This window comes from Geodermatophilus sp. DSM 45219, assembly GCF_900104025.1.
In the GTDB taxonomy this organism is placed as follows: domain Bacteria; phylum Actinomycetota; class Actinomycetes; order Mycobacteriales; family Geodermatophilaceae; genus Geodermatophilus.
Window position 1 is genome coordinate 258,994 of record NZ_FNIQ01000005.1, and the last position, 23,379, is coordinate 282,372.

At 74.6% G+C, this 23,379-nt stretch carries 23 protein-coding genes; 10 read left to right on the forward strand and 13 right to left on the reverse strand.

Annotation, left to right across the window (positions count from 1 at the left end; genetic code table 11):
* Nucleotides 1-16 precede the first annotated feature (16 nt).
* Entirely contained in the window at nucleotides 17-463 is a 447-nt protein-coding gene (locus BLR12_RS24105; protein WP_143018797.1) for a GtrA family protein, read from the reverse strand.
* Nucleotides 460-2,754 (reverse strand): YfhO family protein, encoded by a 2,295-nt coding sequence (locus tag BLR12_RS16900; protein ID WP_143018798.1) that lies wholly within the window; start codon nucleotides 2,752-2,754, stop codon nucleotides 460-462. The genes BLR12_RS24105 and BLR12_RS16900 overlap by 4 nt, the downstream gene beginning before the upstream one ends.
* Before the next feature lie 302 nt (nucleotides 2,755-3,056).
* Here BLR12_RS16900 and BLR12_RS16905 point away from each other — a divergent pair, with 302 nt between their 5' ends.
* Genes BLR12_RS16905 through BLR12_RS16920 form a run of 4 tightly spaced genes read left to right on the forward strand, consistent with a single transcriptional unit; the run spans nucleotide 3,057 to nucleotide 6,195 of the window.
* Nucleotides 3,057-3,860, forward strand: a complete 804-nt coding sequence (locus BLR12_RS16905; protein WP_218120712.1) for a TIGR03089 family protein — start codon at nucleotides 3,057-3,059, stop codon at nucleotides 3,858-3,860.
* 40 nt (nucleotides 3,861-3,900) lie between these two features.
* Entirely contained in the window at nucleotides 3,901-4,707 is an 807-nt protein-coding gene (locus BLR12_RS16910) for a CoA transferase subunit A (protein ID WP_091380653.1), read from the forward strand.
* A gap of 1 nt (nucleotide 4,708) precedes the next feature.
* A complete protein-coding gene (locus tag BLR12_RS16915) occupies nucleotides 4,709-5,377 on the forward strand; it encodes a CoA transferase subunit B (RefSeq protein WP_091380655.1) in 669 nt (222 codons plus the stop codon).
* Nucleotides 5,374-6,195 (forward strand): DUF1028 domain-containing protein, encoded by an 822-nt coding sequence (locus BLR12_RS16920; protein WP_091380658.1) that lies wholly within the window; start codon nucleotides 5,374-5,376, stop codon nucleotides 6,193-6,195. The genes BLR12_RS16915 and BLR12_RS16920 overlap by 4 nt, the downstream gene beginning before the upstream one ends.
* A 39-nt stretch (nucleotides 6,196-6,234) precedes the next feature.
* On the opposite strand, the gene BLR12_RS16925 is transcribed toward BLR12_RS16920, so the two are convergent.
* The 5 genes from BLR12_RS16925 to BLR12_RS25700 form a co-directional block, all read right to left on the reverse strand.
* Nucleotides 6,235-7,071 carry an HpcH/HpaI aldolase/citrate lyase family protein gene (locus BLR12_RS16925; protein WP_091380661.1) on the reverse strand — a complete coding sequence of 279 codons (837 nt, stop codon included), beginning with the start codon at nucleotides 7,069-7,071 and terminating at the stop codon, nucleotides 6,235-6,237.
* Between the two features lie 109 nt (nucleotides 7,072-7,180).
* Entirely contained in the window at nucleotides 7,181-8,224 is a 1,044-nt protein-coding gene (locus BLR12_RS16930; protein WP_091380663.1) for a carbon-nitrogen hydrolase family protein, read from the reverse strand.
* Between the two features lie 114 nt (nucleotides 8,225-8,338).
* On the reverse strand, nucleotides 8,339-9,316 hold the full coding sequence (locus BLR12_RS16935; RefSeq protein WP_176832563.1) for an AraC-like ligand-binding domain-containing protein: 978 nt from the start codon (nucleotides 9,314-9,316) through the stop codon (nucleotides 8,339-8,341).
* A gap of 153 nt (nucleotides 9,317-9,469) precedes the next feature.
* A complete protein-coding gene (locus tag BLR12_RS16940) occupies nucleotides 9,470-10,366 on the reverse strand; it encodes a TauD/TfdA dioxygenase family protein (protein ID WP_091380668.1) in 897 nt (298 codons plus the stop codon).
* 44 nt (nucleotides 10,367-10,410) lie between these two features.
* A complete protein-coding gene (locus BLR12_RS25700) occupies nucleotides 10,411-10,662 on the reverse strand; it encodes a putative leader peptide (RefSeq protein ID WP_369803459.1) in 252 nt (83 codons plus the stop codon).
* Between the two features lie 179 nt (nucleotides 10,663-10,841).
* On the opposite strand from BLR12_RS25700, the gene BLR12_RS16945 reads away from it, so the two are divergent.
* Nucleotides 10,842-13,094: a glycoside hydrolase family 3 C-terminal domain-containing protein gene (locus BLR12_RS16945; RefSeq protein WP_091380670.1), complete on the forward strand. Its 2,253-nt coding sequence runs from the start codon at nucleotides 10,842-10,844 to the stop codon at nucleotides 13,092-13,094.
* A 38-nt stretch (nucleotides 13,095-13,132) separates the two neighbouring features.
* Here BLR12_RS16945 and BLR12_RS16950 read toward each other — a convergent pair whose 3' ends face one another.
* Entirely contained in the window at nucleotides 13,133-14,032 is a 900-nt protein-coding gene (locus BLR12_RS16950) for a helix-turn-helix transcriptional regulator (RefSeq protein WP_091380672.1), read from the reverse strand.
* A 135-nt stretch (nucleotides 14,033-14,167) separates the two neighbouring features.
* Between BLR12_RS16950 and BLR12_RS16955 the strand changes: the two genes are divergently transcribed.
* The 4 genes from BLR12_RS16955 (at nucleotide 14,168) to BLR12_RS16970 (ending at nucleotide 17,825) form a co-directional block, all read left to right on the forward strand.
* Complete coding sequence (locus tag BLR12_RS16955; RefSeq protein ID WP_091380674.1) at nucleotides 14,168-15,190, forward strand: zinc-dependent alcohol dehydrogenase family protein; 1,023 nt, start codon at nucleotides 14,168-14,170, stop codon at nucleotides 15,188-15,190.
* A gap of 144 nt (nucleotides 15,191-15,334) precedes the next feature.
* On the forward strand, nucleotides 15,335-15,502 hold the full coding sequence (locus BLR12_RS25315; protein ID WP_255363580.1) for a cupin domain-containing protein: 168 nt from the start codon (nucleotides 15,335-15,337) through the stop codon (nucleotides 15,500-15,502).
* A 35-nt stretch (nucleotides 15,503-15,537) separates the two neighbouring features.
* Nucleotides 15,538-16,578 (forward strand): NAD(P)-dependent alcohol dehydrogenase, encoded by a 1,041-nt coding sequence (locus BLR12_RS16965; protein ID WP_091380675.1) that lies wholly within the window; start codon nucleotides 15,538-15,540, stop codon nucleotides 16,576-16,578.
* Nucleotides 16,575-17,825, forward strand: a complete 1,251-nt coding sequence (locus BLR12_RS16970) for an MFS transporter (protein WP_255363581.1) — start codon at nucleotides 16,575-16,577, stop codon at nucleotides 17,823-17,825. The genes BLR12_RS16965 and BLR12_RS16970 overlap by 4 nt, the downstream gene beginning before the upstream one ends.
* A 33-nt stretch (nucleotides 17,826-17,858) precedes the next feature.
* Here BLR12_RS16970 and BLR12_RS16975 read toward each other — a convergent pair whose 3' ends face one another.
* The 3 genes from BLR12_RS16975 to BLR12_RS16985 are packed head-to-tail and all read right to left on the reverse strand — an operon-like array spanning nucleotide 17,859 to nucleotide 20,757.
* Nucleotides 17,859-19,016: an acyl-CoA dehydrogenase gene (locus tag BLR12_RS16975; protein ID WP_091380677.1), complete on the reverse strand. Its 1,158-nt coding sequence runs from the start codon at nucleotides 19,014-19,016 to the stop codon at nucleotides 17,859-17,861.
* A 25-nt stretch (nucleotides 19,017-19,041) separates the two neighbouring features.
* A complete protein-coding gene (gene purE, locus BLR12_RS16980; RefSeq protein WP_255363582.1) occupies nucleotides 19,042-19,542 on the reverse strand; it encodes a 5-(carboxyamino)imidazole ribonucleotide mutase in 501 nt (166 codons plus the stop codon).
* Between the two features lie 9 nt (nucleotides 19,543-19,551).
* A complete protein-coding gene (locus BLR12_RS16985) occupies nucleotides 19,552-20,757 on the reverse strand; it encodes a 5-(carboxyamino)imidazole ribonucleotide synthase (RefSeq protein ID WP_091380679.1) in 1,206 nt (401 codons plus the stop codon).
* Between the two features lie 80 nt (nucleotides 20,758-20,837).
* Between BLR12_RS16985 and BLR12_RS16990 the strand changes: the two genes are divergently transcribed.
* Entirely contained in the window at nucleotides 20,838-21,329 is a 492-nt protein-coding gene (locus tag BLR12_RS16990; protein ID WP_091380680.1) for a GtrA family protein, read from the forward strand.
* A gap of 16 nt (nucleotides 21,330-21,345) precedes the next feature.
* Here BLR12_RS16990 and BLR12_RS16995 read toward each other — a convergent pair whose 3' ends face one another.
* Nucleotides 21,346-21,744 (reverse strand): DUF6752 domain-containing protein, encoded by a 399-nt coding sequence (locus BLR12_RS16995; RefSeq protein WP_143018799.1) that lies wholly within the window; start codon nucleotides 21,742-21,744, stop codon nucleotides 21,346-21,348.
* Nucleotides 21,744-23,327, reverse strand: coding sequence for a class I SAM-dependent methyltransferase (locus tag BLR12_RS17000; protein ID WP_091380684.1), 1,584 nt, complete (start codon nucleotides 23,325-23,327; stop codon nucleotides 21,744-21,746). Before BLR12_RS17000 ends, BLR12_RS16995 begins: the two co-directional genes overlap by 1 nt.
* Nucleotides 23,328-23,379 lie beyond the last annotated feature (52 nt).

The following is a 23,379-nucleotide window of genomic DNA, read 5'->3' on the forward strand; positions in this document are numbered from 1 at the left end:
CGTGCGCTCCTGCATGTCAGGCCCCCGCCGTGTCGCGGGCGGGCGCCGGACCCCTGCCGGGGGCCGGCCCGGACGCGGCTCGCCGGTGCAGCAGCAACCGGCTCACCACGAAGTTGGCCGCGAAGGACGGGGGCAGCGAGACCAACTTACAGACGAAGGGTGCCCACCCGGTCTGCACGTGGAGGACCTCGATGAACGCCGAGAACAGCACGATCGACACCACGTACCAGCCCACGAAGAGCAGGAAGCCGGTCCGCGTCCGCTCCGCCGCGAAGGCGTACTTGGTGACGAAGAGGTAGACCACCACGGTCGCGCACCCGGCGCTGACCACGTTGGCCAGCCACGGTGCCGCGCCCAGCCGGACGCCCAGGGCGAAGACGCTGAGGTCGACGGCCAGGCCCAGCCCCGAGCCGAGCAGGAAGCTGAGGACCTGGCGGACCAGCCGCCCGAGCCGGCCGCTCACCGGCCCGCCCGCCGGCGCAGCACGAGGCCGCCCACCGCGGCCAGCACGATGACCGCCGTCCCGGCGATCGTCGCGGGGACCACGGCCCGGGCGCCCAGCGGCGCGTAGGACAGCTCCAGCCGAGCCGACTCCAGGCCCGCGGGCAGCTCGACGGCGAGCACCGCGCCCTCGACGCTGGTGACCGGCAGCGGCTCGCCGTCCAGGGTCGCGGTCATGCCGGGGTAGTACGGCGTCCGGGTGGTCAGGGTGCCGCCCTCGGCGCCGGTGGAGACCAGGTAGCCGTCCATCGGACGGTCCACGCGGGCCAGGCCGGAGGACCAGCCCTCCGGGGAGACGGTGACCCCGTCGACCGCGGTGACCCGGCCGGGCAGCCCGTCGTCCCGGCGGTACTCGGTGTACGGGGCGTCCACGCCGGTGGCCTGCCAGGTCGTGTCGAAGTGCTCCCGGATCTCGGCCGGGGCGTTGTCCGCGAGCAGGACGACGTCGGTGGACAGCAGGTCGATCCACGGGACGCCGGTGTCCCCGGCCGGGGCCAGCAGCTGCGCCGGTTCCGAGCAGGTGGCGCCCTGGTAGGTGCGGCACCAGCGCTCGTTGAGCTCCTCGTGCCAGACGGCGAGCGAGCCGAAGCCCGGCCGGAAGCCCGCGGGCAGGTTGGCGTTGCCGACCAGGACCCCGGAGGACCAGCCCCAGTCCGGCTCGACGGCGAAGGTGACGACGGTGGCCGCGGCGTCGGTCGCGACGGAGCGGGCCTCGTAGTCGTCGGTGGTCGTGCCGATCCAGTAGGCGTTGGTCAGGGAGCGGTAGGGCTGGCCGCCGCTCGCCGTCCCCTCGACGGCGTCGATGCGCTCCTGGACCGCGACCATCGTGTAGAGGCTGAGGACCGGGGCGAGCGCGACGACGAGCGCGACGGCCACGCCGGCGAGCCGTCCTGGGCGGGTGGACCGGCCGGCGCGCAGGTGGACGAGCAGCAGCGCCAGGCCGGCGGCGGTGAGCACCGCGGCCAGCACGTGCCAGCGGTAGAGGACCGGCGCGCGGAACAGCGCCAGCAGGAACTGGGCGGCCACGATGCCGAGGGCCACCTGCACGCGGCCCCGGGTCGGGCGTGGCGCGGCGGCCAGGGCGATGAGCACCAGCGCGGGCAGGAACACCGCGGCCACGACGACGTACCGCAGCGGGTAGCGGAACACCGCGACGACGGTGGGCAGCTGGGTGGCGACCACGGCGCTGACCCAGACGAGCCCCGCCGGCACCACGCCGGGCGCCCGCACCGCGCGCCGCCAGTCGACGAGGGCCGCCGCCGGCAGGGCCAGCAGCATCGTCGCCATGGCCGGGACCAGCCCGATGTTGCCGCTCCAGAAGTTGGTCTGGGCCATGAGCGTCGGGCCGCCGAGGACGACGTCGGCGAGGTTGGCGACGGCGAAGCCCGCGTTGCCGAACAGCGCATCGCCCTCCGGCCGGCCCATGACGGCGGACAGCTCGGCGGCGGCGAGCAGCGTCGGCACGGCGACCACGCAGCCCCCGACGGCGGAGCCCAGCCGCAGCACCAGGTCGCGGTCGACCACCCCGCGCCAGGCCCCGGCCGACTGGCGGCGCTCGACCAGGTGGCCGAGGAACAGCACGACCACGAAGAACAGGACGTAGGGGTTGCCCGAGGTCAGCAGCGCCCAGCTGGAGACCCCCACGGCGAGCACGCCGAGGACCCCCCGGCCGGTGAGCCCGTACCAGAACCAGGGCAGCCAGGCGACGCTCCACAGCAGCGGCCACCAGGAGCTGCCGTACCAGAGGAAGAACCCGCTGGAGGCGATCCCGACCGCGCCGGCGACCGCGAGCGCGACACCCACCCGGTGCCGCAGCAGGACGGCGAGCGAGCCCAGCCCCAGCAGGGTGACCGAGACCGCGCCGTAGAGGAAGGAGACGAGCAGCAGGTCGTCCGACGTGGCGGCCAGGCCCTGCATGAGCCAGTGCAGCGGGTCCAGCGCCCCGTACTGCATGTCGACGAGGACGTTGCCGGCCATGCCCTGCTCGGGGTCCATGAGCGGGGGGACCCCGCCCTCGGCGTTGCGCCCCAGCCACCACATCATCGGGAGGAACTGGGCCAGGGAGTCGTCCAGGTAGAAGAAGCGCGGCGCGACCCGGGCCAGCGCGGCCAGCACCAGGCCCTGCAGGACGGCGTAGCCGGCGACGGCCGCGGCCACCCGGCGCACCTCGTCCCGGCGTCCCCGCACGGGCACCTCGGGGCCGCGTCGGGCCGTCGCGGCGGCGCGGTGCTCGGCGAGCGGCGTGTCCAGCACGTCCTGCGACCTCTCCCTAGATGGGCCGGCGCCGGGCACCTGCGGTCCACCGGACCCCAGGCGAGCGACGACACCCACGACCTGGGCTGCCCGCCGTCCCGGCTCTCCAGCACCGACGGACGCCAGTCGACCGAATGTGCGGCTCATCCTCGGAGAGCCTCGTCGGGCCCCACCCGGAGACACCGTCGCCGGTCACGACCCTCGACTGCCACGGGGGCGCGTGCGCGCCCTCTCGCCCGCAAACTGTAACGGCAATCGGGCCACCGAGGGGGACGCCGGGACGACCCTGCCACCCTTGCACCGTGAGCCACACCGACCCCACGACCCCGGACCTGCTCCTGGCCGCGACGCTGCGCCGCGCACCCGCGGCGCCGCTGCTCACCTCCTACGACGACCTCGGCGGCGGGCGGGTCGAGCTGTCGGCGACCACCCTCGCCAACTGGGTGGCCAAGACCGCCAACCTGCTCCAGGACGAGTTCGACGTCACCGCCGGCAGCACGGTCGCCGTCGCGCTGCCGGTGCACTGGCAGACCGCGGCGGTGCTGCTCGGGGTGTGGAGCTGCGGGGCGACGGTCCTCGACACCGCGGCCGAGGACGACGGCCGGCTCGACGGCGTCGACGTGGTGCTCGCCGACCAGGACCGGCTGGGGCCGCTGGAGGAGCTGGGGGTGCCCGAGCTCCTCGGCCTCTCCCTGCACCCGCTCGGGATGGGCATGACCGGGTACGCCGGCCCTGCCCGTGACTTCGCGCTCGAGGTGCGCGGGCACGGCGACGTCTTCACCCCGTGGCAGCGGCCCGACCCGGCCGCGCCCGGCCTGCTCCTCGGCGGGCTGCAGCTCACCCTGGGCGGCCTGGTCGACACCGCGCGGGAGCTCGCGACGCGGCTCGGCGTGGTCGAGGGCGACCGCGTGCTCGTCGACGACCGCACCGCGGCCGAGGCCGGGCCGGTGGCGTGGCTGCTGGCCCCGCTGGCCGCCGGCGCGTCGGTCGTGCTGGTCCGTTCCCCCGACCCGTCACTGCTCCCGGGCCGCGCGGCGGCCGAACGGGTCACCGCTACGCTCGGCCGGACGGTCGAGGGCATCCGCGAGCTGGGCCGACCTGCCTGACGCAGCGACCCCAGCCGCCCGGACGGACGGTGGGTTCGGCATGGACAAGGTGGTGGGCAGCGCCGCTGAGGCGGTGGCCGACATCGGGGACGGCGTGACGCTGGCCGTCGGCGGCTTCGGGTTGTGCGGTGTGCCGATCGCGCTGATCGACGCCCTGCTGGAGCAGGGGGCCTCGGGCCTGACGACGATCAGCAACAACTGCGGCGTCGACGACCAGGCGCTGGGCGTGCTGCTCTACGCCGGGCGGATCACCCGCACGATCAGCTCCTTCGTCGGGGGCAACAAGGAGCTGGCCCGCCTGTACCTGTCCGGACAGCTGTCGGTCGAGCTGACCCCGCAGGGCACGCTGGCCGAGCGGCTGCGCGCCGGCGGCACCGGCATCCCCGCCTTCTACACCCCCACCGGCGTGGGCACGATGGTCGCCGACGGCGGCATCCCGGTGCGCTACGACGCCGAGGGCACCGTGGTGGAGACCTCCACCCCCAAGGAGATCCGCGAGTTCGACGGCCGGCAGTACGTGCTGGAGACCGCGCTGACCGCCGACTTCGGCCTGGTCCGCGCCGCGGTCGGCGACCGGCACGGCAACCTGGTGTTCCACGAGTCCGCGCGCAACTTCAACCCGCTGGCCGGGATGGCCGGGCGGATCACCGTCGCCGAGGTGGAGACGCTGGTCGAGCCGGGCGAAATCCGGCCCGAGGACGTGCACCTGCCCGGGGTGTTCGTCGACCGGGTGGTCGTGGTCGGCCCGGAGGGCAAGAAGATCGAGAACCGCACCACCCGTCCCCGCCCGTCGTCCGCGCCGCTCGCGGCCGGCGGCGAGGAGGCCACCGTCGAGGGAGCCGAGTGACATGACCCTGACCCGCGACCAGCTCGCCGCCCGCGTCGCACTCGAGCTCGGCGACGGCGAGTACGTGAACCTGGGCATCGGCATGCCGACCCTGGTGCCGAACTTCGTGCCCGACGGGGTGCACGTGGTGCTGCACTCGGAGAACGGCATCCTCGGCGTCGGCCCCTACCCCGTCGAGGGCGAGGAGGACCCGGACCTGATCAACGCCGGCAAGGAGACCGTCACGATCCTGCCGGGGGCGTCGTTCTTCGACTCCTCGCTGTCCTTCGGCATGATCCGCGGCCGCCACCTGGACCTCGCCGTCCTCGGCGCCATGCAGGTCAACCCCCGCGGGGACCTCGCCAACTGGCTGATCCCCGGGAAGATGGTCAACGGCATGGGCGGGGCGATGGACCTCGTCCACGGCGCCCGCCGGGTGATCATCATGATGGAGCACGTGGCCCGCGACGGGTCCCCGAAGCTGGTCCAGGAGTGCACGCTGCCGCTCACCGGCAAGGCGTGCGTGGACCGGGTGGTCACCGACCTCGCCGTCGTCGACGTGACCCCGGGCGGCTTCGTGCTCCGCGAGACCGCCCCGGGCGTCGGCGTGGACGAGGTCCTGGCCGCCACGGGGGCCCCGCTCACCGTCGCCGACGACGTCCGCGAGATGCCGCTGCCGGCGACTGTGTGACCTTCAGCGTCGTCGCCCGCGACCCGGCGACCGGCGAGCTGGGGATCGCGGTCTCCTCGTGCATCCTCGCCGTCGGCCGCGTGGTGCCCAGCGCCCGCCCAGGAGTCGGGGTGGTCGCCGTCCAGGCCCGCAGCCGCCGGGGGCTCGGCCAGTCGCTGCTGGCCGGGCTGGCCGACGGCGCGGACCCCGCCGACCTGGTCCGCGCCGCGGCGCACGCCGCGGAGGACGTCGACCGGCAGATCGCCGTCCTGGACACCGCCGGCCGGGTGGCCGCCGACACCGGACGGGGCTCGTTCCCGGTCAGCGGCCACCTGCTCGGCGACCAGCTGAGCGTGCAGGGCAACATGCTCGCCTCGCCGGAGGTGCTGCCGGCGATGGTGCAGGCCTTCACCGCCGCCCGCGGCGGGCTGCCCGACCGGCTGCTGGCCGCGCTGACCGCGGGGCAGGACGCCGGCGGCGACGTCCGCGGCCGGCAGTCCGCGGCGCTGCTGGTGGTCAGCGGGACACCGGCCAGCGACGAGGACGACGGCGTGCGGATGGACCTGCGGGTCGACGACTCCGGCGACCCGGTGGCCCAGCTGCGGATGCTGCGCAACCTGCAGCGCGCCTACGACGAGCGGGACTACGAGACCCTGGCGCTGTTCGCCCCGGAGGGCGCCCGCGACCTCTACGCCGCGCTGGCCGCCTCGCAGCGCGGCGACCGCGAGGCGGCCCGGGCGGCGCTGTCGGCGATGCGGGCCCGGCCGGGCTGGTCGGCGTGGCTCACCGCGATGGCCGGCGACGCCCGGCTGGCCGGGGTGTCCCGCCTGCTGGAGTGAGCACGGGAGCCGCCCGCGACCGGGCGGCTCCCGCAGGGGTCAGGCCGGCTCGACGCCGAAGGTCCGGGCCAGCCGCTCGATCTTGCGGGCCCGGCCCAGCCGGGGCTTGTCGCTGCCGTCGCGGATGACCTGGCCGCGGGCCTCGAAGTCGGCGAGGAAGTCCCGCGCCCAGGCGACGTCGGACGGCGTCGGGCTGATGACCTCGTTGATCACCGGGGTCTGCTCCGGGTCCAGGCACAGCTTGCCGGTCAGGCCCAGGGAGACGGTGACGGCGGTCTGCTCGCGCAGCACCGGGTGGCTGCTGCTCACCGTCGGGCCGTCGATGGGCCCGGGCAGCCCGCCGATCCGGCTGGCGAGGACCAGCCGCGAGCGCGGGTAGGCCATGGCCAGGTCGTCGGCGCTGGTGCCGGTGTCGCGGCGGTAGTCGCCGCTGCCGAAGGCCAGCCGGAAGGCGCCGCGGGCCCGGGCGATGGAGACCGCCTCCTCGATGCCCAGCGCGGACTCGACCAGCGCCAGCACCGGCGTCGACCCGCCGAGCCGGTCGAAGGTCTCGGTGACCTGCTCGGCGGCCTCGGTCTTGGCCAGCATGACGCCGAGCAGGCCGGGCAGCCCGGCGAGCTTGGCGACGTCGCCGTCCCAGAAGTCGGTGGAGCGGTCGTTGATCCGCACCCAGGCCGACCGGTCCCCGCCGGAGAGCCACTGGCCGACCCCGTCCCGGGCCTCGGCCTTGTTCGCCGGGTCCACCGCGTCCTCGATGTCCAGCACCACCTGGTCCGCCCGCGAGGCGTGGGCGGCGTCGAACAGGTCGGTGCGCGACCCGTTCACCAGCAGCCAGGAGCGAGCGTCCTCGGGACCGACCTTCCGCTGTCTCAGCACGGTCCCATCCTCGTACGTGCGCCCGGTACGCCCGCGACCGACCCCGGTCCCGGGCGTACCGGTGGGTAGCCGGCCGGGTCGGTCGCGGGAGGACACTCCCCGCGGCCGGTCAGACCCGCTCGAGGGGGTGCTCCCCGACCGGCACCAGGTCACTGGGCTCGGTCACCTCGACCGGCGGGCGCTCCCCGCTGACCACCACCCGGTTCGGGCGGGCGTTGAACAGCAGCTGGAACACGTCGGGGCGCGAGTAGTGCCCGACCGGGTCGGCCGCTGACTTCGCCACCGCGATCAGCGAGAAGTCCAGGTCGGCGTAGAGGATGCCCTCGTCGTCCTCGGCCAGCGGCTCGGCGAGCTCGGTGCCCTCGGGGCCGTAGATGCGGGTGAAGCCGCCGCCCTGCCGCAACAGCTGCCGCTTCTGCTCGGTGTCGCACCACAGATCCTGCCCGGCCTGTCCCACGACCGCGCACGGGGCGACGACGAAGGTCTGGCCCTCGACGGCGTGCACGAGGCTCGCGGCGGTGTTGACCTGCGGGCCCAGCGCCGAGGCTGCGCCGCGGTAGACGGAGAAGCTGGGCCAGGAGGCGACGTGGATCTGTTCGCCCATGCTGTAGAGCGCGTACTTCGTCAGCGGCTGGAAGTGCTCCCAGCAGTTGAGAGCGCCGAGGCGCCCGATCCGGGTGTCGTGCACCTGGACGTCGCTGCCGTCGCCCTCGCCGAAGACCGTGCGCTCGACGTGGGTGGGCTTGAGCTTGCGGCGGACCGAGATCACCGCGCCGGTGTCGTCGATGAACGCCTGCGACATGTACAGGCTGCCGCCGGCCTTCTCGGCGAAGCCGAGGACGACGTGGATGCCGTGCCGGCCGGCCGCGGCCGCGATCCGCTGCAGGTGCTCGCCGTCGCGGGTCATCGCGTTGTCCGCGTACCGAGCGACGAACTGCATCCCCCAGGCCGGCGAGTCCAGCCAGATCCACCAGGGGTAGCCGGGGACGAACGTCTCGCTGAAGGCGACCAGCCGGGCGCCGTTGGCGGCGGCCTCGGCGATCAGGTCGACGACCTGGGCGACACCGGCGTCGAGGTCCAGCCACTTCGGCTCGGCCTGGACGGCGGCGACGCGGACCGGGCCGCGGGGTCGGACTGGTTCGGTGGTGGTCATGGCGTCCTCCTGGGTGGGGCCCGCCGGTGGCGGAGCGCGCGCCCAGGTTGCGGCCGCCGGGTGTGACCGGGAGCACGATCCGTGCCGGCTGTCTGACGATCCGGGCCATCTGCCTCAGCCGGCGCCCCCCCGCCGGTAGGCAGCGGGCGTCGTGCCGGTGAGGCCGCGGAACGCCCGGTGCAGCTGTGCTCCACCGCCGAACCCGCAGCGGGCTGCGACGGCGGCCAGGGGCAGCCGCGGCTCGGTGCGCAGCAGCCGCTGCGCACCGCTGACCCGCAGCCGGCGCAGGACGTCGCCGAGGCTCTCGGGTTCGTGCTCGAACAGCCGGAACAGCGTGCGGCGGGACAGGTGGCAGGCCCGCGCGACGGTGTCGGCGTCCAACCGCGGATCGGCGAAGTGCGCGGCCAGGTGGGCCAGCACCCGCTCCCGGTCCAGCGCGGACGGGCCCGGCAAGGGCGACGACCCGGCGGCGAGGCAGAGCGCCGAGGTCAGCAGGCCGATCGCGTGCGGAGCCAACGCGGCGGCGCCGACCGGGTCGGTGGTGCTGAGGTGGGCCAGGCCGCGGAAGAAGTCGGCGACGAGGCGGCCACTGCTGTCGGCGGCGAGGGCGACGCCGGTGGCGCGTTCGACGGCGGCCGCGGGCAGGCCACGTCGGGGCACCTGGACGACCAGCTGCTCGAAGCCCGCGGGGAACTGCAGGGTGTAGGGGCGGGTGCTGTCGTAGAAGGCCATCCCGCCGGGGTGCAGCAACGCTGTGCGGCCGCTCTGGCTCACCTCACCGCGGCCGGCGACCTGGATGCTGGCCAGCACGTACTCCTCGGGACTGCGCGCGATGAGCCGCGGGGTACGGCGCACGTGCTGTCCGCCCGCCCGCACCGTGGTCAGCTGCACCTGGCCCACGGTGCTGTGGACGATCCGGCCGCGGAACGGCCGCCCGGTCGTCGGCGCCGCGACCAATGGCACGAACGTGTCACTGATCAGGTCCTGCCACCGGGCGAACGCCTGCCCGGGGGTGACCTCGTCGGTCGTGAGCGTCCGCGGACGCGTTGCGACGCCGGCCGAGCCGGGGTCCGCTTCGTGCTCCGCGTGCACCCCGCGATCATGGCGGCGGCTCCCGTTCCGGTCCACCGTTCCGGGACCGACGCCTGTTCCACCGGCCCGCCGGCTCGGTACGCGTGAAGCCCTCGTCCCGGCGGGTGGGTCGCACGGTCGGTGGAGTGACGCGCGTCGCGCCGTGGACGAGGGTCAGGCGGCCGGTGGCCCGACCGGGGCGTCGCCCCGGAGGGTGATGCGGTGCATGACCCGCCGCTGGTCGCCGTAGTCCCGGTTGGCGTAGTGCACCGTCGAGCGGTTGTCCCAGATGACGACGTCACCGACCGACCAGCGGTGCCGGACGATGTGTTCCGGCTTGGTGATGTGCGCGTAGAAGAGGTCGAGCAGGTACCGGCTCTCCGCGTCGGAGACGCCCTCGATGTGCGAGACGAAGCCGGGGTTGACGAACAGCGACTTGCGGCCGGTCTCCGGGTGCACGCGCACGACCGGGTGCTCCACGGGGACGAGCGCGCGGAACTCCTCGCCCTCCCACGTCGTCCGCTCCTCGCGCTGGGCAAGGTAGTAGCCGAACTCACGCGTGCCGTCGTGGACGGCGACGAGCTGGTCGGCCAGGCGCTGCAGGGGCTCGCTGAGCGAGCGGTAGGCCAGCTCCAGGTCGGCCCACTGGGTGTCCCCACCGGTCGGCGGGAGGACGACGGCGCGCAGCACCGACCCGAGCGGTGGCCGGCGCACGAAGGTCACGTCGGTGTGCCACACGTCGGCGAAGCCACCGGTGGCGCTGTCGAGGGCGTAGATCTCGGGGTGCTCCTGGTCGACGCCGGGGACCACCGGGTGGGATTCGGTGACCTCGCCGAGCCGGCGGCCCAGTGCGATCTGGCTGTCGGGGTGCAGGGCGTGCTGGCCGGAGAAGAACAGCACCTTGTACTCGGCGAGCGCGGCCCGGATGGCCCGGACCTGGCCGTCGGTGACGCGGCTGAGGTCGATGCCGTGGACGCCGGCGCCGATGGTCGGCTCGAGGCGCTCGAGGTCGAGGACGCCGCCGTCGACGTCGCCGGGTGCGGTGGTCGGGGCAGCAGCGAGCAGGGTCATGCGAGGGCTCCAGGGGTGGGTGCGGACGAGCGGGACGGGAGATCTCAGGCCCGACAGAGCGCGCTCGCGCACCGGAGCAGGTCGACGTGCCGGCGCTCGACGAGCGCAATCCGCACCAACCCGACCGGGAACATGGAGATTACCGTAGCGGGTGTCCTGGGTTCTGCGGACCAAGGGTGTCCCGTGTCCCTGCCGGGCTGGCTGCCCATCGACGGCACGTGACAGGGCGCCGGCTCCGGCCGCGTCCCCCGCCTGCTCGACGCGTTCGACGGATCGCTCGCCCTCGCCACCGCCATCGGCCGCGGCACCGAGGACGACGAGCGTCAGGCCGCGCGGCCGGGCGCCGACGCGCTGTGCGCGACCGCGAGCACGTCGTTGACGGCGAGCGCGCCACCGAGCCGGAGGCTCGGGTGACCGGGCGCCTCCCCGAGCCGGTCGAGGCGCGGATGCAGGGCTCGGAGGCCAGGGTGTCGTCATGACCGCACCCCCCGGACCCGGCAGGGACACCGTCGCGTCCCTGACCACCGCGGAGAAGGCCGCCCTGTGCCTGGGGTCGGACTTCTGGCACACCGCCGCCGTCGACCGGCTGGGCATCGAGCGGATCAGGCTGTCCGACGGTCCGCACGGGCTGCGCGTGCAGCCGGCCGAGGGCGACCACGTCGGCATCTCCGGCAGCCTGCCCGCCACGTGCTTCCCCACCGCCTCGGCGCTCGGGGCGAGCTGGGACGTCGACCTGATCGGCGAGGTCGGCGCGGCCATCGGTCTCGAGGCGCGGGCGCAGGACGTCGCGGTGGTCCTCGGACCCGGGGTCAACATCAAGCGGTCGCCGCTCTGCGGCCGCAACTTCGAGTACCTCAGCGAGGACCCGCACCTGTCCGGCCGGCTCGGCGCCGCCCTCGTCGCCGGCATCCAGTCCCAGGACGTCGGCGCGTCGGTGAAGCACTTCGCAGCCAACAACCAGGAGACCGACCGGCTGCGGGTCAGTGCCGACGTCGACGAGCGCACCCTGCGCGAGATCTACCTGCCCGCGTTCGAGCACGTCGTGACCACCGCGCGCCCGTGGACGGTGATGTGCGCCTACAACCGGGTCAACGGGGTCCACGCCTCGCAGGACCGGTGGCTGCTCACCGAGGTGCTGCGCGAGCAGTGGGGCTTCGACGGCCTGGTCGTCTCCGACTGGGGCGCCGTGCACGACCGGGTCGCCGCCCTCGCCGCGGGCCTGGACCTGGAGATGCCGCCGGACCTGGGGGTCAGCGACGCCGCGATCGTCGACGCGGTCGCCTCCGGCGCGCTCGACGAGACGGTGCTCGACACCGCCGTCGCGCGGGTCCTGCGGCTGGTCGAGCGGTCCCGGGCCCGCCGGCCGGCCGACATCGACGTCGACGCCCACCACGCGCTGGCCCGGCGTGCCGCGGCCCGGAGCATCGTGCTGCTGAAGAACGACGACGAGGTGCTGCCGCTGACCGCCGGGCGCGTCTGCGTGGTGGGTGCCTTCGCCCGCACCCCGCGCTACCAGGGTGCCGGCAGCTCCCAGGTCCACCCCACCCGCGTGGACACCGCGCTCGACGAGCTGCGCCGCGCCCGCCCCGACCTGACCTTCGCCGCGGGCTTCGACCTCACCGACCCCGGCCGGGACGCGGCCCTCGCCGACGAGGCGGTCGCCGTCGCCCGGGACGCCGACGTCGTCGTCGCCTTCCTCGGCCTCCCGTCCGGGGACGAGTCCGAGGGCTTCGACCGCACCTCCATGGACCTCCCGGCGTCGCAGACCGCGCTGCTGGACCGCCTGCTCGACGGATCGGCGCCGGTCGTCGTCGTGCTCGCCAACGGATCGGCCGTGCTGGTCACGCCGTGGCACGAGCGCGCCGCCGCCGTCGTCGAGTGCTGGCTGGGTGGGCAGGCCGCCGGCGGCGCGATCGCCGATGTGCTCACCGGCGCGGTTAACCCGTCGGGGCGGCTGTCCGAGACCCTCCCGCTCCGGCTGCAGGACGTCCCGTCCCACCTGAACTTCCCCGGCGAGGAGGGGCACGTCCGCTACGGGGAAGGGGTGTTCGTCGGCTACCGCGGCTTCGACGCGGCCGACCTGCCCGTCGCCTATCCGTTCGGGCACGGGTTGTCCTACACCCGTTTCCACCACGCCGACCTGTCGGTCGCCACCACCGGCAGCCACGACACCGGTGACCTGGCCATCACGGCACGGCTGACGGTGACCAACACCGGTGCCGTCGCCGGCCGCGAGGTCGTGCAGCTCTACGTCGGCGCCCCGCCCGGCCGCGTCGCCCGCCCGCCACGGGAGCTGCGGGGGTTCACCACCGTCGACCTGGAGCCCGGTGACAGCGCCGACGTCGAGCTCATCCTCGGCTCACGCGACCTCGCGTACTGGTCGACCGCGCACGCCCGGTGGGTCGTCGAGCCAGGCCCGTTCACCTTCGAGGTCGGCGCCTCCTCCCGCGACATCCGCCTCCGCGCCACCGTGCACGTCGACGCCACCCCGCCGCGGACCCCGCTGGACGGGACGTCGACGCTGCAGGAGTGGCTGGCCGACCCCGACGGCGCCGCGGCCATCCGCGCTGCCGCGGGGACCGGGGACGACGGCCGGCCGACGGGCGTCCTCGGCGACCCCGAGCTGCTCGAGGTGATCGGCAACTTCCCGCTGACCACACTGGCCGCCTTCCCGGGGCTCGGCATCACCCACGAGCTGGTGCGGAGCCTGACCGGTCGGAGCAGCTGACCGCGCAGGTCATCCGTTCCCGGGCAGCGCGGGCCGGGTCAGGTCCGGTCGGGTGCCGGGGCGGCCGCGTCGCCGGCGGTCGGGGCCGCGGTGGTCGCCGCCCAGCTGGCCAGCAGCTTGAGGCCGTCCTCGGACGGTGACCCGGGTTCGGCGGTGTAGATGGTCAGGCGGAGGCCCGAGTGGTCCTCGGTGGGCAGGTCGAGGGTGTGGTAGCCGAGGTCGAGCGTGCCGACCACGGGGTGGTGGAACTGCTTCGCGCCGTTGTGGTGGATCCGGACGTCGTGCGCTGCCCAGCGGGTGCGGAACTCCTCGCTGACCGTGGACAGCTCCCCCACCAGTTCACGCAGCTGCGTGTCGTGCGGGCGGCGGCCGGCCTCGGCGCGGAGCAGGGCGACGGTGACGTTGGCCGCGCCGTCCCAGTCCTGGTAGTAGGCGCGCGCCTGCGGGTCGAGGAACTGGAACCGGGCGAAGTTCGCCGGCCGGCGCGGGTCGTCGAACAGGGGAGAGTGCAGCGCCCACCCCAGGGTGTTGGTCGCGAGGATGTCCAGGCGGCCGTTGGCGACGAACGCGGCGGACCCGGTCATCGAGTCCAGCATCCACTGCACCCGCGGCTGGATCGGCGCCCTGCTGCGGCGCTGCGGGGTGCGGGTCGGCCTCGCGGCGGCGCGGGCCAGGTCGAACAGGTAGGTCCGCTCGGCCTCGTCCAGCTGCAGCGCCCGGGCGACGGCCTCCAGGACGTCCTCGGAGACACCGGCGATGTGGCCCTTCTCCAGCCGGGTGTACCAGTCGGTGCTCACCCCGGCCAGGACGGCGACCTCCTCCCGGCGCAGCCCGGGCACCCGCCGCCGGCCACCCCCGGGGAGCAGCCCCGCCCGCTCCGGGGTGATCTTGGCGCGCCGGCTGACGAGGAAGTCGCGGATGTCGGAGCGGTTGTCCACGCCCGTCGACGCTACGTCGCCCGGCCGGTGGAGGGAGGTCGAGCTTCTCCCCCCCCCACAAACCCGACCTCCCACACGCGTGCTCGGAGGCGTTCCGTGGAGTGCAGCGCCCGACCACTCCAGGAGGAGCACCCCATGCGAGGAGCCGTTCTGCACGCCCCCGGCGACGTCCGCGTCGACAACCGCCCGGACCCGACGATCGAGCAGCCCACCGACGCCGTCATCCGGCTGGTCGCCGCCTGCGTGTGCGGCTCGGACCTGTGGCCGTACCGCGGCATCGAGCCGATCGACGGGCCGACGCCGATGGGGCACGAGTACGTCGGTGTCGTCGAGGAGGTCGGCAGCGAGGTCCGCGATCTCCGGCCGGGCCAGTTCGTCGTCGGCTCGTTCTTCGCGTCGGACAACACCTGCGACATCTGCCGGGCCGGCTACCAGTCCCGGTGCGTGCACGCCGAGCCGATGGGCGCCATCGGCACCCAGGCCGAGTACGCGCGGGTCCCGCTGGCCGACGGCACCCTCGTCGCCACCCCCGGCACGCCGTCCGACGACCTGGTGGCGGGCCTGCTGGCCGCCTCCGACGTGCTCGGCACCGGCTGGTTCGCCGCCGTCGCCGCCGAGGCCGGCCCGGGCAGGACCGTCGCCGTGGTGGGCGACGGCGCCGTCGGCCTGCTCGGCGTCCTCGCGGCGAAGCAGCTGGGCGCCGAGCGGATCATCGCCTTCAGCCGGCACGGGGACCGCCAGCGGCTGGCCCGGGAGTTCGGCGCCACCGACGTCGTCACCACGCGCGGCGACGAGGGCGTCGCCGAGGTCCGAGAGCTCACCGGTGGCCTGGGCGCGCACTCGACCATCGAGGCGGTCGGCACCCAGGAGTCGATGATGCAGGCGATCCGGGCCACCCGCCCCGGCGGCCACGTCGGCTACGTCGGCGTCTCCCACGACGTGCAGCTGCCCGGTGCGGAGCTGTTCTTCTCCGGCGTCCACCTGCACGGCGGCCCCGCCCCGGTGCGCCGGTTCCTGCCCGAGCTCATCGACCTGATCACCAGCCGGGAGATCGACCCCGGGCGGGTCTTCGACCTGACCCTGCCGCTCGACCAGGCCGCCGAGGGCTACCGGGCGATGGACGAGCGGCGCGCCATCAAGACGCTCCTGCGCCCCTGACCCATCCCCACCGAGGAGGACGACCGTGCAGATCACCCGGAGCTCGATCGACACCGTCGAGGGCCCGGCCGACCGGTTCACCGGCGAGGTCCACACCGACGCCGTCGCTGCCGCCCCGGCGCGTCCCGGGTCACCGCCGACCTGGTGCACTTCGTGCCCGGCGCCCGCACCCACTGGCACCGCCACCGGCTGAGCCAGACCGTCTCCGTCACCGAGGGCGTCCTGCCCGAGGGCGACGACCAGCACACCGTCGTCCACTGGCTGACCCCCGTCACCGACGACGGGTACGCCGCAGCCCCCACCGCCGACTGACCCTCAACCACCACCCACGAACGAGGAGCACCCCCATGCGCGTCAACGCCTACGCCGCCCCCGCCGCCGGCCGGCCCCTGGAGCCCACCACCATCGAGCGCCGGGACGTCGGCCCGGACGACGTCCTCATCGAGATCCAGTACGCCGGCATCTGCCACTCCGACATCCACACGGTCAACGGCGACTGGGGCCCGCAGCCCTTCCCGGTGGTCCCCGGCCACGAGATCGTCGGCGTCGTCGCCGAGGTCGGCTCCGACGTCACCACGCATCGGGTCGGCGACCGGGTCGGCGTCGGCTGCATGGTGAACTCGTGCGGCGAGTGCGCCAACTGCCGCAACGGTGACGAGCAGTACTGCCTGCGGGGCATGGTCCCCACCTACGCCGGCACAGACCGGGACGGCAGCAGCACCCAGGGCGGCTACTCCACCCACGTCGTGGTGGACGCCGACTTCGTCCTGCGGGTGCCCGACGGCATCGACCCGTCCGCCGCCGCGCCGCTGCTGTGCGCCGGCATCACCACGTACTCCCCGCTGCGCCGGTGGGGTGCCGGTCCCGGCAAGCGGGTCGCCGTCGTCGGCCTGGGCGGTCTGGGCCACATGGCCGTGAAGCTCGCCCACGCGATGGGCGCCGAGGTCACCGTGCTGTCGCAGTCGCTGAAGAAGCAGGAGGACGGCCTGCGGCTCGGCGCCGACCACTACTTCGCCACCGGCGACCCGGACACGTTCGCGCAGCTGGCCGGCCGGTTCGACCTGATCGTCAACACCGTGAGCGCCCCCATCGACGTCGACGCCCACCTGTCGCTGCTGGCGGTGGACGGCGCGCTGGTCAACGTCGGTGCCCCCGCGGAGCCGCTCAGCGTGAACGCGATGTCGCTGATCGGCGGCCGGCGCACCTTCGCCGGCTCGATGATCGGCGGCATCGGCGAGACCCAGGAGATGCTCGGCTTCTGCGCCGAGCACGGCATCGGCGCCGAGGTGGAGGTCATCCCCGTCGGCCAGGTCAACGAGGCCTACGAGCGGGTGCTCGCCTCCGACGTCCGCTACCGGTTCGTCATCGACGCCGCCACCCTGCGGTGACCTCGGACCAGGTGACCCGCCTGGAGGGGACGGCGACCTCGCCCGCCGTCCCCTCCGGGCACGGTGGCGCGACCGGGCGGCTCCCGGCGGTCGTGTACGTGCTGGCCGTCGGCACGTTCCTCATGCTGACCACAGAGTTCGTCGTCGCGGGGCTGCTGCCGGAGATCGCCGGGGACCTGCAGGTCACCGTGGCCCAGGCCGGGCTGCTCATCACGGTGTTCGCGGTGGGCATGGTCGTCGGCGCCCCCACGATGGCGCTGCTCACCCGGGGGCTGCCACGCCGGACGACGTTGCTGCTGTCCCTCGCCGTGTTCGCGGTCGGGCACGTCGTCGTGGCGGTGGGGAGCAGCTTCCCGGTCCTGCTCGCGGCCCGGTTCGTGACCGCCTTCGCGACGGGGGCGTTCTGGGCGGTGGCGTCGGTGGCGGCCACCCGCGCCGCCGGTCCCGGCGCCAGCGCCCGGGCCCTCGGGCTGGTGGGCGCCGGCGGGATGCTGGCCAACGTCCTCGGGGTGCCGCTGGGCGCCTTCGCCGGGCAGCTGTCGGGCTGGCGCGGACCCTTCTGGGCACTGGCCGTCCTGGCGCTGGCCGCCGTGCCGCTGATCGCGCGGCAGGTCCCGCGCGACGAGGACCGCCGGCAGCCGGTCCCTCTGCGGTCGGAGCTCGGGGCGGTGCGGTCCGGTCGGCTGTGGCTGGTGCTCGCGGCCTGCGCGACCACCACCGGCGGCGTGCTGTCGGTCTACTCCTACGTCTCCCCGCTGCTGACCGACGCCGCCGGGCTCGCGCCCTCCTGGGTGCCGCTGGTGCTCGTCGGGTTCGGCATCGGCTCGCTCGTCGGCACGATCGTCGGTGGTCGCCTCGGTGACGTCCGCCCGCACGCGACCACCATCGCGGTCGCGGCGTCGACCACGGTCGTGCTGCTGGCGATCTGCCTGCTGTCCGCCCACCCCGTGCCCACGGCGCTGCTGGTGGTCCTGCTCGGCCTGCTCGGGCTCAGCGCCAACCCGGTGCTGTCCGCGCTGGCGGTCCGCTTCTCCGGCGTGGCGCCCACGCTGGGAGTGGCGATGTCGGTCTCGGCCTACAACCTCGGCACCGCGGTCGGCTCCTGGGGCGCCGGCCGGGCCCTCGACTCCGGCCTCGGGGCAACCGGCCCCGCCGTGGTCGGCGTGGGCTCCGCCGTGCTGACCCTCGTTCCCACGGTCGCCATCGCCTCGCTCCAGCGCCGCTCCCCGTCCGGCGGCGGAGCATGAGCACCGGCTGGTGCACGGGGGCGGGCCGACGCCCTACCGCAGGAGGCTCCGTGCGATCACCATGCGCTGGATCTGGTTGGTGCCCTCGTAGATCTGGGTGATCTTGGCGTCGCGCATCATCCGCTCGACCGGGAAGTCCTGCGTGTACCCGGCGCCGCCGAAGAGCTGGACGGCATCGGTGGTGACCTGCATGGCGACGTCGGAGGCGAAGGCCTTGGCCGAGGCCGAGATCCGGGTGACGTCGGGGCGGCCCTGCTCGCCGGCGGCCGCGGCGACGTAGACCAGGTGGCGGGCGGCCTCGATCCGCATCTCCATGTCGGCGAGCATGAACTGCACGCCCTGGAACTCCCCGATCGCCTTGCCGAACTGCTTGCGCTCCTTGACGTAGGCGACGGCGGCGTCCAGCGCGCCCTGGGCGATGCCCACGGCCTGCGCGCCGATGGTCGGGCGGGTGGAGTCCAGCGTCCGCAACGCGGTCTTGAAGCCGGTGCCGGGTTCGCCGACGATGCGGTCGGCCGGGATGGTGCAGTCGGTGAGGTAGAGCTCGCAGGTGGGCGAGCCCTTGATGCCCATCTTGCGCTCCTTGGGGCCCACCGCGAAGCCGGGGTCGTCCCGGTGGACGGCGAAGGCGGAGATGCCGTTGGCGCCCTTCTCCGGGTCGGTGACCGCCATGACCGTGTACCACTCGGAGATGCCGGAGTTGGTGATCCAGGCCTTGGTGCCGTTCAGCACCCAGCTGTCCCCGTCGAGCCGGGCCCGGGTCCGCATCGCGGCGGCGTCGGAGCCGGCCTCGCGCTCGGACAGGCCGTAGCTGATCATCGCGTCGCCGGCGGCGATCGGGCGCAGCACCCGCTGCTTGAGCTCCTCGCTGCCGGCCAGGATCACCGGCACCGAGCCGAGCTTGTTCACCGCGGGGATCAGCGAGGCGCTGGCATCGACCCGGGCGACCTCCTCGATGACGATGCAGGTGGCGATCGCGTCGGCGCCCTCCCCGCCGTAGGCCTCCGGGATGTGGGTGGCGTGGAAGCCGGCGGCGGTGAGCGCCTTCTGCGCCTCGACCGGGAACCGCGAGTCGGCGTCGACCTCGGCGGCGTACGGCGCGATCTCCCGCTCCGCGATGTCCCGGACCGCCTCGCGGATCGCCTCGTGCTCGTCGGTCAGGGCGTACAGCCCGGCAGCATTGTTACCCACGAGTAGATCGTAGGACGCCGTCCGGTCAGGAGGAAGCGAGCCGCTCCTGCAGCGTGGCGTCCCGCGCGAGGACCGACTCGGCGAGGTCGGCCTGGAACCGCTCGACGGCGGCCCGCAGCCGCGGGTCCGACGCCGCGAGGATGCGCACGGCGAGCAGCCCGGCGTTGCGGCCGCCGCCGATGGAGACCGTCGCGACCGGGACGCCGGCCGGCATCTGCACGATCGAGAGCAGGCTGTCCAGCCCGTCGAGGCGGTCCAGCGGCCGGGGGACGCCGATGACCGGCAGCGGCGTGGCCGCGGCGACCATCCCGGGCAGGTGGGCGGCTCCCCCGGCACCGGCGATCACCACCCGCAGCCCGCGCCCGGCGGCCGTCTCGGCGTACTCGAGCATCCGCCGCGGGGTGCGGTGCGCGGAGACCACGTGCGCCTCGAACCGGACGTCGAACTCGCCCAGTGCCCGGGCGGCCGGCTCCATCACCGGCCAGTCCGAGTCGCTGCCCATGACGATGCCGACGATCGGGTCCACGCGTGCTCCTCAGTGCTCGGGATCGAAGGCGAACGCGGGGTCGACCTCGCCGTCGGCCAGGTAGCGGGCCGCCGCGACCGCCCGCGCCCGCACCTCGGCCAGCTCGGACCCCAGCGCGGTCACGTGGCCGAGCTTGCGGCCGGGACGCTGGCCCTTGCCGTACCAGTGCAGCTTCACGTCGGGCCAGTGGGCCATGAGGTGGTGCACCCGCTCGTCGAGGCCGGGCCCGGTCCAGCCGTCGGCGGCCGCGCGCCCGCCGAGGACGTTGGCCATCACCACCACCGGCGCGGCCATCGCGGTGGCTCCCAGCGGGTAGTCCAGGACGGCGCGCAGGTGCTGCTCGAACTGGCTGGTGCGCGAGCCCTCGATGGTCCAGTGCCCGGAGTTGTGCGGCCGCATCGCGAGCTCGTTCACCAGGACGCCGTCCGCCGTCTGGAACAGCTCGACGGCGAGCACCCCCACCACGCCGACGCGGTCGGCGACCCGGACCGCGAGCTCCTGGGCGGCGGTCGCGCTCTCCTCGTCCAGGCCGGGCGCCGGGGCCAGCACCTCGGTGTTGATGCCGTCGCGCTGCACGGTCTCGACCACCGGCCAGACGGCGACCTGCCCGAACGGTGACCGGGCGACCAGCGCGGAGAGCTCCCTGACCATCGGGACCCGCTGCTCGGCCAGCAGCACGTCGTACCGGCCGAAGAGGTCCCGGGCGTCGTCCGGACCGTCGACCATGAACACGCCGCGCCCGTCGTAGCCGCCGCGCGGCGCCTTGAGCACCACCGGCCAGCCGTGCCGCTCGCCGAACGCGGCGACCTCGTCGGTCGAGGTGACCTCCGCCCAGGCCGGCTGCGGCTCACCCGCCGCCGCCAGCGCCCGGCGCAGGACCAGCTTGTCCTGCGCGTGGACCAGGGCATCGGAGCCGGGCGCAACCCGGTGCCCGGCGGCCTCCAGGGCTCGCAGGTGGCCGGTGGGCACGTGCTCGTGGTCGAAGGTGACCACCGTGGCGCCGTCGGCGACGGCCAGCAACGCGTCGAGGTCGCGGTGGTCGCCGAGCCGGACGTCGGCGGCCACCAGGGCCGCGGACTCGTCCGCGCCGGTGGACAGCACCCGCAGCGACTGGCCGAGCGCGATGGCCGCCTGGTGGGTCATCCGGGCCAGCTGACCGCCGCCGACCATCGCGACGACGGGCAGTCCGGTGCGCGGGTCGAGTGGGGACGCCATGGTGGGCCGAGGGTAGCGAGGCCCCGACACCCGGCCGGAACCGCCTGAGGACCCGGCCGCGGTCCGTACAGTCGGCGGGCGTGCCGCTCCTGGAGACCGTGAGCCGTCGAGCCGGGACGACCGGGCGGCTGCTGCTCAAGGAACTGGGCGCGTTCGGCGTGGTCGGCGCGGTGTGCTTCGCCGTCGACGTCGGCCTGTTCTGGGTCCTATACACGCAGGCCGGTCTGTCCGCGGTGGCGGCCAAGCTCGTCGCGACGCTGGTGGCGATGACGCTGGCGTTCCTCGGCCACCGGTACTGGTCCTTCTCCCACCGGGCGCGGACCGGGGTGCGCCGCGAGTACCTGCTGTTCGCCGTCGTCAACGGGGTGACGCTGCTGCAGGGCCTGGCGATCGTCTGGTTCGTGCGCCACCCGCTCGGCCAGGAGAGCGCGCTCGTGCTGCAGCTGGCCAACGTGGGCTCGATCGCCCTCGGCACGGTGATCCGCTTCCTGGCCTACCGGCGCCTGGTGTTCCCCTCCGCCGTGCCTGCGGTGGCCGCGCCGGCGGGCCGGCCGCAGCCGACCGGCAGCTGAGCCGCCGAGGGGGCGGTCAGTCCGCGGCGGGGGGCGGCGACGCCACGAGCCGGTCGAACACGAGGTCGGTCATCTGGGCGACCCGCAGCGACAGGCGGCGGGACTCCTCCAGCCCGGCGTCCACGTCGGCGATCCTCGCGTCCAGGTCGTCCGCGCGGCCGACCAGCCGGGCGATGGCGTCGTCGGCGACCCCGCCGCGGACCCGGGCGTCGTCCAGGTCCGAGCGGACCGACGCCGCTGCTGCCGCGGTCTCCTCGACCCGGGCGCCGAGCTGGTCGGTGCGACGCCGCAGCTCCTCCAGCTGGGCCCGCACCTCGGCGACCTCACCGGCCAGCACCCGCACCGTCTCCAGCGCCTCGACCGTTCGGGGCAGGGCGCGGCGGAACGCCGCCCCGGCCACCTGGCGGGGGCCCATCAGACGGCGCCCAGGCGGAGCCGCGCCACCCACGGGTCCTCCTCGCCGTAGGGCGCCAGACCGCGCCCCTCGACCAGCGAGAGGACCTTGAGCTCGTGCTCCTTGGCCTCCAGCACCACCTGCTGGGGATCCAGGTAGCGCCGGAAGTGGTCCCCGAAGACGTGCTTCTCGCGCTCGTCGCGGTCGGTCCGGAACTCCAGCCAGCACTCACCGCCGCGCCGGGCGACGGCCGCGGCCAGGGTCCACAGGTTGGCGCGCGCCAGGTCGTCGATGGCGTGCACGAGGAACCGCGCGTACAGGTGCCAGTCGACCGCCGGGTCCATCTGCCCGGCCACCTCCGCGACCTGGTGCAGGTCGGCGAGGTTGACCACCCGGAAATCGGCCGCCCACCCCTCGCGATCCGCCGCCGCGCGCCCGCGCTCGATCGCCGCCGACGAGTAGTCCAGCGCGAGGACGGGGCGCCCGGTGCGGGCGAAGTAGCGGGCGTCGCGGCCGGTGCCGGTCCCCACGTCGAGCACCCCGGCCGCCGGCGGCAGCTGCTCGGCGACCCAGGTAGCGAACCCCGACTCCACCGGTGGCACCCGGTCGACGTCCGCGCTCGCGTAGAAGTCCTGCCAGTAGTCGCGCTGCATGCCGAACTCTCCCATCCAGGTGCTGAGCCGAGACCGCACGGGGTGCGGGGTGGTGAAGGTGAACGACGGGTCCGGCGTCCGCCAGCCGGGGCCGTAGGTCGCGGCGAGCAGGGCCTCGACCTCGACCGGTGCCGGGTAGGCCCGGCCGCGGATGCCGATCTCCGTGCGCTCCCCGAGGTCCAGGCCCTCGGCTCCGACCTGGAAGCACAGGTAGGTGCGTCCCTCCGTCACGAACGCCGTGAAGACGTCGATGTAGTGGTCCAGCCCCTCGTCGCCGCCGCCGAAGAACAGCTGGAGGTGGCCGCCGCTGTGCCGGCTGACCACGTGCCCCCGCGCCCGGAGGGCACGTTCGAGCTCGAGGTTCTCGCGGACGACGTCCAGCGGGTGCTGGTGCCGGGACAGGTAGCCGAGGTCGGCGTCGTCGTCGTGCGGGATCAGGTCGCCGTCCCGCGTGGCGCCGAGCAGGGTGCCGTACACGACGAACGGCGGCAGGCCGAGGTCCTCCAGGTCGCCCCGGACCCGGTCGAGCCGGTCGAGCAGGCGGTCCTGCAGCAGCTGCGCGTCCGAGGGGGCGAGGCCGTCGAAGCTGGGTGCCAGCCGGCCCCACTTGTTGACCGAGAGCCAGCGCCCCTCGGCGTCCGACAGGTCGAGGGCGCCGTCGGACCCGTCGAAGGCCACCACGGCGGAGGCCAGGAGGTCCTTGGTGACGGCGTCGCGGAGCGTGACCTCGGCCCGACCCGAGAGCACCTGCGCGAGCGCGTCGGGCCAGCGCCAGACGTGTGTCGAACCGCGGACCTCCTCGGCGCCGTCCACCCGGAGGGACACCGTCCGGTAGCCCTGGAGGAGGACGTCGACCACCTGCGGCGTCGTCCGCGCACCACCGAGGTCCACGGTGAGCGTGTCCCGGTCGGCCCTCAGGGCAGCCGATCGGGCCTCGGGGGTGGCGGGCATCAGCTCACTGTAGGTGGCCGCATCGACACGCAGCCGTCTCCGAACAGGGGTA

Bases quoted from the DNA above. Each gene is read 5' to 3' on its own strand.
- BLR12_RS16910 (WP_091380653.1), top strand. From the start codon at position 3,901: ATGGACAAGGTGGTGGGCAGCGCCGCTGAGGCGGTGGCCGACATCGGG.
- BLR12_RS16915 (WP_091380655.1), top strand. From the start codon at position 4,709: ATGACCCTGACCCGCGACCAGCTCGCCGCCCGCGTCGCACTCGAGCTC.
- BLR12_RS16930 (WP_091380663.1), bottom strand. From the start codon at position 8,224: ATGACCACCACCGAACCAGTCCGACCCCGCGGCCCGGTCCGCGTCGCC.
- BLR12_RS16940 (WP_091380668.1), bottom strand. From the start codon at position 10,366: ATGACCCTGCTCGCTGCTGCCCCGACCACCGCACCCGGCGACGTCGAC.
- BLR12_RS25700 (WP_369803459.1), bottom strand. From the start codon at position 10,662: ATGGCGGTGGCGAGGGCGAGCGATCCGTCGAACGCGTCGAGCAGGCGG.
- BLR12_RS16945 (WP_091380670.1), top strand. From the start codon at position 10,842: ATGACCGCACCCCCCGGACCCGGCAGGGACACCGTCGCGTCCCTGACC.
- BLR12_RS16955 (WP_091380674.1), top strand. From the start codon at position 14,168: ATGCGAGGAGCCGTTCTGCACGCCCCCGGCGACGTCCGCGTCGACAAC.
- BLR12_RS16965 (WP_091380675.1), top strand. From the start codon at position 15,538: ATGCGCGTCAACGCCTACGCCGCCCCCGCCGCCGGCCGGCCCCTGGAG.
- BLR12_RS16985 (WP_091380679.1), bottom strand. From the start codon at position 20,757: ATGGCGTCCCCACTCGACCCGCGCACCGGACTGCCCGTCGTCGCGATG.
- BLR12_RS16995 (WP_143018799.1), bottom strand. From the start codon at position 21,744: ATGGGCCCCCGCCAGGTGGCCGGGGCGGCGTTCCGCCGCGCCCTGCCC.
- BLR12_RS17000 (WP_091380684.1), bottom strand. From the start codon at position 23,327: ATGCCCGCCACCCCCGAGGCCCGATCGGCTGCCCTGAGGGCCGACCGG.